A 14,286-nucleotide genomic window follows, 5' to 3' on the forward strand; every position below is an offset into this window, starting at 1 on the left:
GCGGGAGCCGTAAGGGCGAAGCCGGTCCGATGGTGTTGGAATGCAGAAGGCCCGCCATTGGCGGGCCTTCTTTTTGGGCATTCACTTTTCGGCTCGCCATTCCCGCGGAGGCGGGAATCCAGAGCCAAGAGCCTTAAGCGCCATCCTTCCAGAACATCATTCCCGCGAAGGCGGGAATCCAGAGACTTCAGCGTCATGCATCCAGGTCGTCATTCCCGCGAACGCGGGAATCCAGCGACTTCAAACGTTCTCGCACGAAAGGCACTGGATTCCCGCGTTCGCGGGAATGACGGTAGGTAGGTTCGTCGTTTTTGGGTTTCGGGCCTGGGGCCTAAGGGGGCGGGGGCTGGGCTTTTTAGGCTTCCGAAACCCGAATCCCGAATCCTCACCCCACATCCGCCAGCAACCGCTTCGCCGCCGCGCGCACTTCCTTGGTCAGCTCGATGCCGCCGAGCATGCGCGCCACTTCTTCTTCGCGTTGCTTGGCCGCGAGCATCTGCACCGCGCTCTGGGTCACGCCTTCGCTGGCGGCCTTGCTGACGCGGTAGTGGGCGTGGCCCTGGGCCGCGACCTGGGCCAGGTGGGTCACGCACAGCACTTGCCGGCTGCCGCCGAGCGCGCGCAGCTTCTGGCCGACGATCTCGGCGACCGCGCCGCCGATGCCGGAGTCGACTTCGTCGAACACCATCGTCGGCACCGCGTCCAAGCCGAATGCGGCCACTTCGATCGCCAGCGAAATCCGCGAAAGCTCGCCGCCGGAGGCGACTTTGCGCAGCGGCCGCGCCGGTTGGCCCGGGTTGGCGGCGACCATGAATTCCACCCGCTCGCCGCCGGTCGGGTCGGGGCGGTCTTCTTCGATCGGTTCGATCGCCACGTCGAAGCGCCCGCCGCCCATGCCCAACTCGCCGATCAGCTCGGTGGTCTTGGCCGACAGCGATTGAGCCGCGTCGCGGCGCGATTGGCCCAGCGCGTCGGCGGCCTTGCGCCAGCTCTTGCGCGCGGTTTCGATTTCCAGGTCGAGTTTGTCCAGGCGCACGCCGGCGCCGCGCAGTTGTTCCAGTTCGGCGGCGACGCTGTCGCGGGTCGCGGCCAGTTGTTCCGGGGCGATGCGGTGCTTGCGCGCCAGTTCGTGCAGGCGGCCGAGTTTGCTTTCGATCTGTTCGAACGCGGACGGGTCCAGGTCGAGATCGTCGCGGACCCGGTCGAGCAGGGACAGCGCTTCGTCGATCTGGATGGCGGCGTTGTCGAGCATCGCGTCGACGTCGCGCAGGCGCGATTCGTGTTCGGCCACGCGCTGCAATTCGCCGCGCACTTGCTGCAGGGTGCGGGTCAGCGACGGGCCTTCGTCGCCGCCGATCCGGGCGAACGCGGTTTCGCAGGCGGCGATCAGGCCGGCGGCGTGGGCGTGGCGGCGGTGGTCGGCGATCAGCTTGGCCATCGCTTCGGGCTCCAGCGCCTCGCGTTCGAGTTCGGCGTGCTGGTGTTCCAGCCAGCCGATCCGGTCGGAGACGTCGCCCTGGGCCATCAAGGTGTCGCGTTCGCGCAGCAGGGCGCTCCACTCGCGCGCGGCGCGGGCGACCGGCTCGCGCGCGGCGTCGTTGCGGCCGTAGGCGTCGAGCAGGTCGAGCTGACTGGACTTGGCCATCAGCGCCTGGTGTTCGTGCTGGCCGTGGATTTCGACCAAGCGCGAGGTCAGATCGGCCAGTTGGTTCAAAGTCACCGGCCGCCCGTTGACCCAGGCGCGCGAGCCGCCGTCGGCGCGGATGACCCGGCGCACCTGGCAGACCGGCGCGTCGCCGTCGCCGGTTTCGTCGAGTTCGTTCTCGCGCAGCCAGGCCGCGGCGAGCGGGGCGTCGTCGAGGGTGAAATCGGCGACCAGCTCGGCGCGGTCGGCGCCGTGGCGGACCACGCCGCTGTCGGCGCGCAGGCCGCTGAGCAGGCCCAGGGCGTCGACCAGCAGCGATTTGCCGGCGCCGGTTTCGCCGGAGATCACGGTAAGGCCAGGGCCGAAACTGAGTTCGGCGGCGCTGACGACGGCGAATTGCTTGAGCGAGAGATGAGCGAGCATGCGGCGGCGATTGTGCCTGTGCGGGGTGGTGGCTGGGAATGGGAACGGCGGCGGGGGCGAGCGTAGGGGGGCGGTGGATCAATAAGTGAGACGCTGCTGCTTTCCCTTCTCCCGCTTGCGGGAGAAGGTGCCCGGAGGGCGGATGAGGGCGCGCGTGGCATCAAGCGGCGGCGCAACCTGGATTCCCTCACCCCAACCCCTCTCCCGCAAGCGGGAGAGGGGCTTAAATAGCGGATATCGATTTCAGTCCCGAGTCCGCGCTTCGTAATCTAGCGACCTCCTTGCGCCAAACGCCCACCGCGCCTATATCCATCCCCATGAACCGCCGCCCCTCCGACCCCAGCCTCGACCCGCGTGCACGCCACCTGCTGCGCACCCTGATCGGCCGCTACATCCACAGCGGCGAGCCGGTCGGTTCGCAGACCCTGGCCAAACACGCCGGCCTGGACGTCAGCGCGGCGACCATCCGCAACATCCTGTCCGACCTGGAAGACGCCGGCCTGCTCAGCGCGCCGCATTCCTCGGCCGGGCGCATTCCGACCTCGCAGGGTTACCGCTTGTTCGTCGACTCGCTGCTGCAAGTGCGGCCGCTGCCCGACGGCGAGGTCGCGCGCCTGCGCAGCGAGCTGCCGTCGGGGTCGGGCACCCAGGCCTTGCTCGGCAGCGCTTCGGAGCTGTTGTCGGCGATGACCCATTTCGTCGGCGTGGTCAGCGTGCCCAAGCGCGAGCAGTTCGCGTTCCGGCGCATCGATTTCGTGCCCTTGGACGCGCAGCGGGTGCTGGCGATCCTGGTGTTCGCCGATCAGGACGTGCAGAACCGGATCATCCAGACCCGCCGCCCGTACGAGGCCGGCGAGCTGGAGCGGGTCGGCAACTACCTCAATACCCACTTCGCCGGCCGGCCGGTGGCCGAGATCCGCGCCGCCTTGCTGCTGGAACTGCGCAACGCCCAGTCGGAGATGCAGGCCCTGCTGGCGCAGTCGGTGGAACTGGCCGAGCAGGTGCTGGCTCCGGACAACGACGACATGGTCCTGGCCGGGCAGACCCGGCTGATGGGTGTGCAGGAACTGGCCGATCTGGACCGCCTGCGCGAGCTGTTCGAAGCCTTCGCGCGCAAGCGCGAGATCCTGCAATTGCTCGAACGCACCGTGCGCGCGCCGGGCGTGCGCATCTTCATCGGCGAGGAAACCGGGCTGGCGCCGCTGGAAGGCGTGTCGCTGGTGACCGCCCCGTACACCGCCGGCGGCCGGGTCCTGGGCGTGCTTGGGGTGATCGGCCCGACCCGGATGGCCTACGACCGGGTGATCCCGGTGGTGCAGGCCGCGGCCGATGCGCTGGGCAGCGCGTTCCAGTCGCCGGAAGAAACCTGAGCCAGCCGCAGCCCCTGTAGGAGCGGCGCAAGCCGCGACCGCGCCACTGCGGTTACGACGCCGCTGGCCCTTGGCCTGGACGGCGCCGTGTATTCGACCCGACCTGACATCCCGCGGTCGCGGCTTGCGCCGCTCCTACAGGTAGTGAACCGGTTATCGCCCCTCGACGCGGGCCCTGGGATTGTCCCGAAACCGCCGCCGAAGCCCGCCGCTCGGCTCCGATCCCGCGCGATCGACGCAGATCCCGGCACTTGAATGCCCCCGCGCCGACCCCATAGCTGGCCCTGTCGCGGATAGCCGCAAGGAACCAGCATGAGCCAAAACGATCCCAACCCCGATCTCAACCTCGACGTCCAGGACCCCGCGGCGGGCGGCGAGCTGTCGGAAGTCGACGCGCTGCGCGCCGAACTGAGCAAGCTGCGCGAGGATTCGCTGCGCGAACGCGCCGAACTCGACAACCAGCGCAAGCGGGTCGCCCGCGATATCGAAATGGCGCGCAAGTTCGCCAACGAGCGCCTGCTCGGCGATCTGCTGCCGGTGATCGACAGCCTGGAGGCCGGTCTGGCCGCCGCGGGCGAGGACGCCGGCGGCCTGCGCCAGGGCATGGAGCTGACCCTGCGCCAGCTGCTCAAGATGGCCGGCGACTACGGCCTGGTGGCGGTCGATCCGACCGGCCAGCCGTTCAACCCCGAGCACCACCAGGCCATGAGCATGGTGCCGGCCCCGGGCGTGGCCCCCAATCACGTGGTTCAGGTCTACCAGAAGGGCTGGCTGCTCAATGAGCGCCTGCTGCGCCCGGCCCTGGTGGTGGTGGCCCAGGACCACTGAACGGCCAGACGCGTCCGCGCCGCGGCGGGGGCCGCATGGGCGTGGATCGCGGGTTTCTTCCGCAGTACCAGCAGTTAAGGGGAGCGGGCACGGGCGCTTGAACTGCCCGGCACCGGGCCCCAGATAGCGAACATCGGCGGCCGCTGCACCACGCGCCGCCCCACAACATTCAAGCATTGAGAGAGGGAGCAACACCTATGGGCAAGATCATCGGCATCGACCTGGGCACCACCAATTCCTGCGTGGCGATCATGGAAGGCGGCAAGGCCAAGGTCATCGAAAACTCCGAGGGCGACCGCACCACGCCGTCCATCGTCGCCTTCACCAAGGACAGCGAAGTCCTGGTCGGCGCCTCGGCCAAGCGCCAGGCGGTGACCAATCCGAAGAACACCTTCTACGCGGTCAAGCGCCTGATCGGCCGCAAGATGACCGACGCCGAAGTGCAGAAAGACCTCGGCCTGGTGCCGTACGCGATCGTCCCGCACGACAACGGCGACGCCTGGGTGGCGACCGCCGACGGCAAGAAGATGGCGCCGCAGCAGATCTCGGCCGAAGTGCTGGGCAAGATGAAGAAGACCGCCGAAGCCTACCTGGGCGAGCCGGTCACCGAAGCGGTCATCACCGTGCCGGCGTACTTCAACGACAGCCAGCGCCAGGCGACCAAGGACGCGGGCAAGATCGCCGGCCTCGAGGTCAAGCGCATCATCAACGAGCCCACCGCGGCCGCGCTGGCCTACGGCATGGACAAGAAGGGCGGCGACCGCAAGGTCGCGGTCTACGACCTCGGCGGCGGCACCTTCGACGTGTCGATCATCGAGATCGCTTCGGTCGACGGCGAAATGCAGGTCGAAGTGCTGTCGACCAACGGCGACACCTTCCTCGGCGGCGAAGACTTCGACAAGCGCGTCATCGACTACTTGGTCGACGAGTTCAACAAGGACCAGGGCATCGACCTGCGCAAGGATCCGCTGGCCCTGCAGCGCCTGAAGGACGCGGCCGAGCGCGCCAAGATCGAGCTGTCGTCCTCGCAGCAGACCGAAGTCAACCTGCCGTACGTCACCGCCGACGCCTCGGGCCCGAAGCACCTCAACATCAAGCTGACCCGCGCCAAGCTGGAGTCGCTGGTCGAGGATCTGGTCAAGAAGACGATCGAACCGTGCCGCATCGCCCTCAACGACGCCGGCCTGCGCGCCAGCGACGTGGCCGAAGTGATCCTGGTCGGCGGTCAGACCCGCATGCCCAAGGTCGGTCAGGCCGTGGCCGAGTTCTTCGGCAAGGAACCGCGCAAGGACGTCAACCCCGATGAAGCCGTCGCCGTCGGCGCGGCGATCCAGGGCGGCGTGCTGGCCGGCGAGGTCAAGGACGTGCTGCTGCTCGACGTGACCCCGCTGAGCCTGGGCATCGAAACCCTGGGCGGCGTGTTCACCAAGATCATCGAAAAGAACACCACCGTCCCGACCAAGGCCTCGCAGACCTTCTCCACCGCCGAGGACAACCAGTCGGCCGTGACCGTGCACGTGCTGCAGGGCGAGCGCGAGCAGGCCCGCTTCAACAAGTCGCTGGCGCGTTTCGACCTGTCCGGCATCGAGCCGTCGCCGCGCGGCATGCCGCAGGTCGAGGTGTCTTTCGACATCGACGCCAACGGCATCCTGCACGTGTCGGCCAAGGACAAGAAGACCAACAAGGAGCAGAAGGTCGAGATCAAGGCCGGCTCGGGTCTGTCCGAGGAAGAGATCGCCAAGATGGTCGCCGACGCGGAAGCCAACCGCGAGGAAGACCAGAAGTTCCATGAGCTGGTGCAGGCCCGCAACACCGCCGACGCGCTGATCCACACCACCCGCGGCGCGATCAAGGAGCACGGCGAGAAGGTGCCGGGCGACGCGATCGGCCGCGCCGAATCGGCCATCGCCGAGCTGGAAACGGCGATGAAGGGCGACGACAAGGGCCAGATCGAGGCCAAGTCGCGCGCGCTGGAAGAAGCCGCGCAGTCGCTGTTCGCCGCCGCCGGCGCGGGTCAGCCGGGCGGCGACGCTCCGGCCGGCGACGCGGGCGCTTCGGCCAAGGCCGACGACGTGGTCGATGCGGAATTCACCGAAGTGAAGGACGACAAGAAGTAAGCCGATTCGGGATAGGGGAATCGGGCGAGGTGGCGCGGCTTGTGCTTGCGGCGGCCACCGACCCGGTTCCCCGTTCTTGTTTCCGCGGTTGGGTTTGGATGGGTGTCGGTGAAGTCTTTTGCTCCGTCATTCCCGCGAAGGCGGGAATCCAGGGCTTCATCGCGACACGACTGTGAAGTCTCTGGATTCCCGCCTTCGCGGGAATGACGGACTGACAGATCGACCTTCTTCCGCGGTTTTCGCGCCCGCCGTTTTTCGATTCCGTTTTCAGAGTCCCAGCCTTAGCCCATGAGCAAACGCGACTACTACGAAGTGCTGGGCGTTGCGCGCAACGCCAGCGACGACGACCTCAAGAAGGCCTATCGCCGCTGCGCGATGAAATTTCACCCGGACCGCAATCCGGGCGACGCGGCCGCCGAGGCCTCGTTCAAAGAGTGCAAAGAAGCCTACGAAGTCCTGGCCGACGCCAACAAGCGCCGCGCCTACGACCAGCACGGCCACGCCGCGTTCGAGCACGGCATGGGCGGCGGTGGCGCGGGCGGACCCGGTTTCGCCGACATGGGCGATATCTTCGGCGACATCTTCGGCAATATTTTCGGTGGCGGCGCCGGCGGTGGCGCGCGCGGTCCGCGTCGCGGCGCCGACATCGGCTACGTGATGGAGCTGAGCCTGGAAGAGGCGGTCGGCGGCATCGAAAAGCAGATCGAAATCCCCACCCTGGACGAATGCGAGACCTGCAAAGGCTCCGGTTCGGCCGACGGCAAGGTCGAGACCTGCACCACCTGCAACGGCCGCGGCCAAGTGCGTTTCCAGCGCGGCATCTTCTCGATGCAACAGGCCTGCCCGCACTGCAACGGCAGCGGCAAGACCATCGCCAACCCCTGCGGCGACTGCCACGGCCAGGGCCGGGTGGAGCGCACCAAGACCCTGCAGGTCAAGATTCCGGCCGGCGTCGACAACGGCGACCGCATCCGCCTGACCGGCGAAGGCGAAGCCGGCCCGGCCGGCTCGCCCCCGGGCGATTTGTACGTGGAAGTGCGCGTGCGCGAGCACGAGATCTTCCAGCGCGACGGCGACGACCTGCACTGCGAAGTGCCGATCCGCATTTCCCAGGCCGCGCTCGGCGACGTCGTGCGCGTGCCCACGCTGGGCGGCGAAGTGGAATTGCGCATTCCCTTCGAGACCCAGAGCGGCAAGCTGTTCCGCTTGCGCGACAAGGGCGTCAAATCGGTGCGCAGCCGCAAACCCGGCGACCTGTACTGCCGCGTGGTGGTCGAGACCCCGGTCAACCTCACGCCCGAACAGCGCGAACTGCTGGAGAAATTCGAAGCCACCTTCGTCGGCGAAGGCGCGCGCAAGCATTCGCCGCGGTCCTCGACGTTCCTGGATGGGGTTAAGGGGTTTTGGGATCGGATGACGTCGTAAGCGTCGATTCGTTTTCGGCGCCGGCTGGCGTGAACGGCCGGTACGAATGAGAAAGGGAGCTCAGGCTCCCTTTTTCTTTGTCTTCGATCTTGTACGCGAGCTGGCGAGGTCTGACTGGAAACGGCGGCGGTCGGAAAATCGTGCGGCGTCCGGCTATATATCCAAAGCGCGATTAACTCATCATCGGGGACACACCGTAAGCCGCGCCCCTAACGTGTCGGTAGATCGTCGCCATGCTCGTCTCTTTTCGATTCGTGATGTTTGGCCTGATGGCTTTGTCGGCCTCCTGCAGCCTCGCCCAGTCGCGCCCCCAAGCGCCTGCTGCGATCGAACGATTCGCCCCGCCTTCCGTCCCCGACCTCAAGTCCTTGTCAGCGCAGGCCCAAGCCGCGCGGCAACGCCAGTTGCGTTCGGATGTGGAGCAGGTGCTGGGTGGCGATTTCGCGATTGGCGCGCAGCACGGTTTCGTCTACGCGTCTGAAGGCGTGGGCGGCGCGAGCGTGCGCAGCCGTTTCAAGAATGCAGTCGAGTCCGATCTAGGCGGGGTATGGCTGGATGTCGGCCCGGGCGTCAACGAACGCATCGCGACGATGGTCTGGCGGCTGGCGGGCCAGTCGCCGCGGTATCTGGCGTATGCCTGGTTCACCCACTCCGGACCGGGTGCGAGCGAGGCGGTGGTCGGGGTGTTCGAACTTGCAAAGAAGCCAGGTGCCGCCGAGGACAAGCCGCATCCCAAGACGGGGTTGTGGGGCGGCGGGGCGAAGTAATCCGAGTGCCGTCCTCTGCCAAAGCGACGGCCAGACGCTTGTTCGGATCGTGTCGAAAAGGGTAGCTTCGGCTCCCTTTTTTTGTGCGCGCGTACCGCCGACGCGGCGATGTGATAAAAATCGTCGGCCGGCGCCGCAGCGGCGCGGCTCATCATCACAAGGATTCGGGGGAAGAAAGGATGCGTATCGCCATGCCGCGGCGTTCGGCCGCACTGTGTCTGGCGCTGGTCACGGCCATCGGTTTCAACGTCGCCGCGCAGGATAAACCGACGCCCGGTCAAGCCGCGAAGGACGCGCCCGCGCAAAACAGCGCGCCCGCGGCGGCGGCCAAGCCCGGCGCGGATGAGCGCGAAGAACCCGCGCGCCTGGAGCGCCTGCACTTCACCTACACCGTCCAGCCCAACGGCGCCTACGTCGAGCAGCGCGAATCGGCGTTGAAGGTGTTGCGCGAGGATGCGGTGGAGACGGCCAAGTACGATTCCATCGACTACAGCGCCAGCCTGCAGACGCTGGACGTGGTCGCGGCCTACACGCTCAAGGCCGACGGCCGCCGGATCGAGGTGCCCAAGTCCAACTACCAGGTCCAGACCAACGACGGGCGCGGCGGCGGTCCGGCGTTCTCGGACATCGCCACCACCCAGTTGGTGTTCCCCGATGTCGCCGTCGGCGACAGCGTGGTGTTGAACTACCGTCTGGTCGGCAAGCAGCCGATGTTCGAAGGCCATTTCTCCGATACCGGCAGCTTCAGCGACTACAGATACGTGGGCGAGATCAAGCTCAAGTACGACCTGCCGGCATCGATGAAGGTGCGCAAGGAGGCCTATGGCAAGCTGAAGACCGTGCGCGACGAAGTCGTCGGCGATCGCCGCATCGTCGAATGGAGTTTCAGCAACACCCAGCCGAAGAAGGCTGAGTGGGGCACCACGCCGCCGTTCGACCTGACCCGTACCAACGGTGCCTCGGTTTCCACCTTCGCCAGTTACGCCGACATCGCCCGCGTCTACGGCGAACGCGCGCTGCCCAAGGCGGTGCCGACCGCGCGCGTGCGCAAGCTCGCCGACGAAATCGCCGCCGGCAAGACCGATCAACGCCAGGTCGCGCAGGCGCTGTACGAATGGGTGTCGCTCAACATCAACTACGCCGGCAACTGCATCGGCCTGGGCGCGGTGGTGCCGCGCGATCAGGAGTTCGTGCTCGACAACCGCATCGGCGATTGCAAGGACCATGCGACCTTGTTGCAGGCCCTGCTCGCGGCCAAGGGCATCGAGGCGACCCAGGTGCTGATCAACTCCGGAACCACTTACAAACTGGCGCCGGTGCCGGTGGCTTCGGCGGTCAATCACGTGCTCAATTATCTGCCGGGGCTGGACCTGTATCTGGACGCCACCGCCAAGGGCATCGCGTTCGGCGAACTGCCGTGGGCGATCGCCGGCAAGCCGGTGCTGCGGGTGGACCGTCCGGAACTGGAGGCGCGCACGCCGGCGCCGGCCAAGTTGGCCAACCGCCAGCGCATGGACAGCCGGGTGGTGATCGCCGAGGACGGCAGCATGAAGGCCTCGATCAAGGTCGAACTCAACGGCTCATCGGCGATGGAGTTCCGCGCCGGCCTGCGCGATCTCACCGACAAGGACGCGGCCGAACTGGTCAAGAAGGTGTTCGAGCGCGGCGGCGTCCAGGCCAGCGGCAGCTTCCGCCAGGACGATCCCAAGCCCTTGCGCGCCCAGCACAGCTATCAGGTCGAGATCGACGCCAAGCAGGCGATCCCGATGCCGGGCGCGTTCCCGCTCGGCGGAATGTTCGTGAACCCCTTGTCGGTCGCGGCGCTGGTCGGCAGCGGCGGCGGGCCGGTGCGCAAGGACGAAGGCGAGGGCCTGTGCATCGGCGGGCGCTCGGAAGAAACCTACCGGATCGAGTTTCCGGCCACGGTCAAGGTGCTGGCCAAGCCGCAGGACCTGAAGCTGGAGTCGAACGGCTCGCGTTACGAGGCGACTTATCGCCTGGAAGGCAATGTGCTGCACGCGCATCGGGTGATCGAGGACGTGTCCACCGGTCCTGTTTGCAGCGGCGACTACAACCGCGCTTACTCGGAGTTCGCGCGCAAGGTGCTGCCGAACCTCAAGGCGCAGGTGGTGTACCAGTAAGCCGGTTGCGCGGCGGGTAAACCCGCCGCCGCGATGGCGACGAGGACCGCTCTGAGAGCCAGCAACAAAACCGAGCAACTTGCCTATCGTCGTTCCGGCGAAAGCCGGAATCCATTTTGACTTTGCTCTGTTCGTCCCGAGGCCGGCTGTTTTGTCGGCGGCTCTAAGTCAGGACGGTCCCGGTGACGGCGAACCGCCGCGGCGCGCTTATCGGCCGCGGGTCCGATGCGGGGTCTTCAGACCGAAGGCCCCGGCTGGCTCTGAGTGCGCTGCGGGTTGTCCAGCGCCGGTTGCCGATCGCGCTGTTGATTGAACGCCAGCGTTTCCCGCGCGGTTTCCTGCGCCGGCGGTACGGCTTCGTTGACGTTGACTGAGGCCTTGAACCCAGGCGTGGTGCCGGCGACCCACAAGGTGTCGCCGGACATCTTCACGTTCTCGATCTTGCCCGCGTCGGTGATGCCGTCTTTCTTCGCCAGCAGCATGGCGTGGGCGACGTGGTCGTCGGAGACCTGCGCCGGCGCGCCGCCGCGGATCTTGGCGAACATGGCCTGATCGGCCGACGGCAACTGGTGCAACGAGTTGCTGGCGTGTTCCTTGGGCTGGACGCCGCTGGCAGGCGTAACCGCGCCCTGGTTCTTGCCGTCGGTTTTCGGCGCCGGCGCCTGGCCGTCCACCGCGGGTTTTTCCGCTTGCTTGATCTCCGCGGCGGTGGTGATGGCCTTGGGCACCATCTTGCTTTCCGACAGCAGCCCGTCGCGGCCGTCGTCCATCATCGTGACGATGGCGCTGCCCGGGCCCGGGCGGCCGGTCTTGGGATCGGGTTGCAAGGTCAGCGAATACGGGCGGCCGCCATGGTCCAGGCCGTTGCTCTTGTGGGTCTGCGCGACCGCGGCGGTGGCGGCGTCGATCTGTTCCGGCGTGCGGGTTACCCCGGCATTGGCGTAAGCGCCGACGACCATGCCGCGCATCGTCATCGGTTGCGGCAAGGTCGGATGCGCCAGCGCTTCGGCCGCGACCGCGGACAGTTCCTGCAATCCGGCCTTCTGGCTTTGGTGGATGCCGTTCAATTCGTCGCGGATGTTGCCGCTGGCCTGATTGGTGCCGTAGATCATCCCTGGCGTCGTCCACTCGCCGTTGGCGCCGCGGGTGTAGATGTCGCCGTCGGAGGCTTGCAAGGTGTCGGTCTTGGCGGCGGCGTCCTTGATCGCCGGCGGCACCTCGCCGTTCTGCTTCCAGCCGAATTGGTTGTAGGCCACCTGATAGCGCGCGGCGATCGCCGCGGGCGTGTTGGCGGCGCTCTCGGCGATGATCAGCTTGGAGGCCTGATCCAACTCCGCCGCGCGCTGCGGGTTGGCGGTTTCGGTGTGGCTGACCTTGATCCCGTGTTCGAGATAGTCGGTGACGACTTCGCGTTTCCACGCATGCGATTGGGCGTCGCGGGTCCAATCGCTGGCACCGCCCAGGCTGGGCGTGTCGTGCTTGCCGGACGGCAGCGTGTACGGGTCCTGCGGCTTGCGCGCGTGGCTCAGGCCGAGTTCGTAGGACGCGTTGGCGGATTTGTAGTTGAGCTCGTTGGCCAGCATGTCGCCGGCGACGTAGCGGACCTTGCCGTAAGTGGGCGTGCCGTTATCGCCGCCGACGGTGGTGGTGGCCTTGATCTGTTCGGTCTGCGCGACCCGCGTCCACGGCGATTGCGGCTGCTTGGGATCGCGGCTCCACTCGTTGCCGTCTTTGTCTTTCTGGGTGAAGACCTGGTCGATGTCCTTCTGCTGGGCCCATTTCTCGCCCCAGATGGCGCCGCCGATACCGCCGCCGATGCCGCCGATGGCACCGGTGACCAAGGCGCCGGGGCCGGTTTCCGAACCCACGATCAGACCGTAGCCGGCGCCGGCCAGGAAGCCGCCTGCGATGCCGCCGCCGATCCCGCCGACGTTGCGGCCGATGAAATGGTTGCGCGCCGACTGGGCGCCCGCGGCGTTGCCTTGCGCCTCCAGCTTCATCACCTGATGGCCGGTGTCGACGAAGTCGTAAGCCAACGCGACCGCGCCGACCACCGCCGCGCCTTTCACCAACGTGCCCGGACGCAGGCCGCGCGCGACCCCGGCGGCTTCGCCGGCCAGCGCGGCTTCGCCCACGCTCGCCGCCGGTGCGGCGCTCAAGCCGGTCGGCGCGCGCGCCAGTCCGGCATGGGTGAGTTCGGCGGCGGGCGGGAACTTGGTCGCGTCGGCGCCGAGGCTGAGCACGGCTTCTTTCGACAGACTGACCTTGGTGACCGTGCCGGTGCCGACGTTCTCGGGCGCGACGAAGATGCCCTTGGGCGCGGCCTCGATGAACTGGGCCTGCACCTTCGGCAACACCGCGTCGGCGCCGCCGGTGGCGTAGAGGGTCTTCAGCTGAGCGGTCGGTTGCCCGCCCAGGCTGCGCACGTTGGGGTTGTCGAGCACCGCCGGCAATTCGACTTTGCCGAACACGCGCTCGATGTTGGCGTTGCTGGCGATGACTTTGACATCGCCGCGCAATGAGCCGGCGAACTCGTGCGAGGCTTCGCCCCACAACGAGCCTTCCAGCGATGTCGCGCTGCGCGCCACCGCGGTGGGATTGCCGTAGAGCAAATCGCCGGCCGACTGGCTGGCCTGGGCCAGGGTCTGGCCCTTGCCCATGAAAATCCGCTCGGCCGATTCGCGGATGGCTTTTTCGACCTGCTTGTCGCCGAGGAACTGCGCGCGCGGGGTGTTGTTGATGATCGGCTCGCCGGTCTTGCTGGCGAGTTCCAAGGCGATGCTTTCCGAGGACACGCTGCCGACCGGGCGGCTGTAGAGGATGCCGCCTTCGCCGACCGCCTTGGCCGAATAATTGCGGGCGACGGCCTGGATTTCCTCGAGCGTGGCGGCTTTCTTGATCTGGGCTATCTGGGCGGAGTAATCGTCGCTCACGGCGCGGTCTCCTCGGCCTCGACCAGAGCCCAGCCGTCGGCGAACAGCGTTTCGCCCATGAAGCGGGCGGTCGGGTACTCCATCAGCAGGGCGGGGCGGTCGTCCCAGCGCGCGCCGGCGGCGATCAGTTGCACGATCAGCGCATGCACGTCGGCGATCTGCGCGGCGCTGAACACCCGGCAGGCGCCGATCATCGGCGCGCCGATGTCGCGATCCAGCGCGTAACCGAAGGACAGCACTTCGATGTTGAAGTCGTTGTTGTTCGGCAGGAACGCGCGGACGATCTCGCCGAAGCGTTCTTCGCCGTCGACCTCGACCGCGAAGGTTTCGTGACCCTGCTCATCGGCGCCGCGCACGCCGCCGGAAAATCTCGCGCGTCCTTGCGGGAACTGCACCCACTGGAAAGGGGGCTCGTACGATTCCATTGCTGTTCACTCCCTGAGATGTCGTTGAAGCGTCGGCTCCCGGCCGCGGGTCGCGCCGGTGCGGATGCGCGCAAAGCGCAGCCAAGGTCGGCATTCTGCGCGCCAAACCACGTCCTGGATGATGCCAGGTTCACTCTTCGGCATTAGTGGGCGCTTACCGCCGACGCGCGGGCCCGGGGAGGGCGACCAATCCACGCCGCCGCGCCTTGTCC

At 67.2% G+C, this 14,286-nt stretch carries 9 protein-coding genes; 6 read left to right on the forward strand and 3 right to left on the reverse strand.

Annotation, left to right across the window (positions count from 1 at the left end; all coding sequences use genetic code 11):
- Window positions 1-385: 385 nt before the first annotated feature.
- Window positions 386-2,068: a DNA repair protein RecN gene (gene recN, locus V7787_RS25100; RefSeq protein WP_336089987.1), complete on the reverse strand. Its 1,683-nt coding sequence runs from the start codon at window positions 2,066-2,068 to the stop codon at window positions 386-388.
- A 317-nt stretch (window positions 2,069-2,385) separates the two neighbouring features.
- On the opposite strand from recN, the gene hrcA reads away from it, so the two are divergent.
- The 6 genes from hrcA to V7787_RS25130 all read left to right on the forward strand — a co-directional run bounded on the left by hrcA (window position 2,386) and on the right by V7787_RS25130 (window position 10,716).
- Window positions 2,386-3,438 (forward strand): heat-inducible transcriptional repressor HrcA, encoded by a 1,053-nt coding sequence (gene hrcA / locus V7787_RS25105; protein ID WP_336089988.1) that lies wholly within the window; start codon window positions 2,386-2,388, stop codon window positions 3,436-3,438.
- A gap of 312 nt (window positions 3,439-3,750) precedes the next feature.
- Complete coding sequence (gene grpE, locus V7787_RS25110; protein WP_336089989.1) at window positions 3,751-4,266, forward strand: nucleotide exchange factor GrpE; 516 nt, start codon at window positions 3,751-3,753, stop codon at window positions 4,264-4,266.
- A gap of 197 nt (window positions 4,267-4,463) precedes the next feature.
- On the forward strand, window positions 4,464-6,383 hold the full coding sequence (dnaK, locus tag V7787_RS25115; RefSeq protein ID WP_336089990.1) for a molecular chaperone DnaK: 1,920 nt from the start codon (window positions 4,464-4,466) through the stop codon (window positions 6,381-6,383).
- A 288-nt stretch (window positions 6,384-6,671) separates the two neighbouring features.
- A complete protein-coding gene (gene dnaJ / locus V7787_RS25120; RefSeq protein WP_336089991.1) occupies window positions 6,672-7,808 on the forward strand; it encodes a molecular chaperone DnaJ in 1,137 nt (378 codons plus the stop codon).
- A gap of 257 nt (window positions 7,809-8,065) precedes the next feature.
- Window positions 8,066-8,575: a hypothetical protein gene (locus tag V7787_RS25125; protein ID WP_336089992.1), complete on the forward strand. Its 510-nt coding sequence runs from the start codon at window positions 8,066-8,068 to the stop codon at window positions 8,573-8,575.
- A 179-nt stretch (window positions 8,576-8,754) separates the two neighbouring features.
- Window positions 8,755-10,716, forward strand: a complete 1,962-nt coding sequence (locus tag V7787_RS25130) for a DUF3857 domain-containing protein (protein ID WP_336089993.1) — start codon at window positions 8,755-8,757, stop codon at window positions 10,714-10,716.
- 236 nt (window positions 10,717-10,952) lie between these two features.
- On the opposite strand, the gene V7787_RS25135 is transcribed toward V7787_RS25130, so the two are convergent.
- Window positions 10,953-13,649 carry a hypothetical protein gene (locus tag V7787_RS25135; RefSeq protein WP_336089994.1) on the reverse strand — a complete coding sequence of 899 codons (2,697 nt, stop codon included), beginning with the start codon at window positions 13,647-13,649 and terminating at the stop codon, window positions 10,953-10,955.
- Entirely contained in the window at window positions 13,646-14,074 is a 429-nt protein-coding gene (locus V7787_RS25140; protein WP_336089995.1) for a hypothetical protein, read from the reverse strand. The genes V7787_RS25135 and V7787_RS25140 overlap by 4 nt, the downstream gene beginning before the upstream one ends.
- Between the last annotated feature and the right edge of the window lie 212 nt (window positions 14,075-14,286).

The organism is Pseudomonas sp. CGJS7 (genome assembly GCF_036961695.1).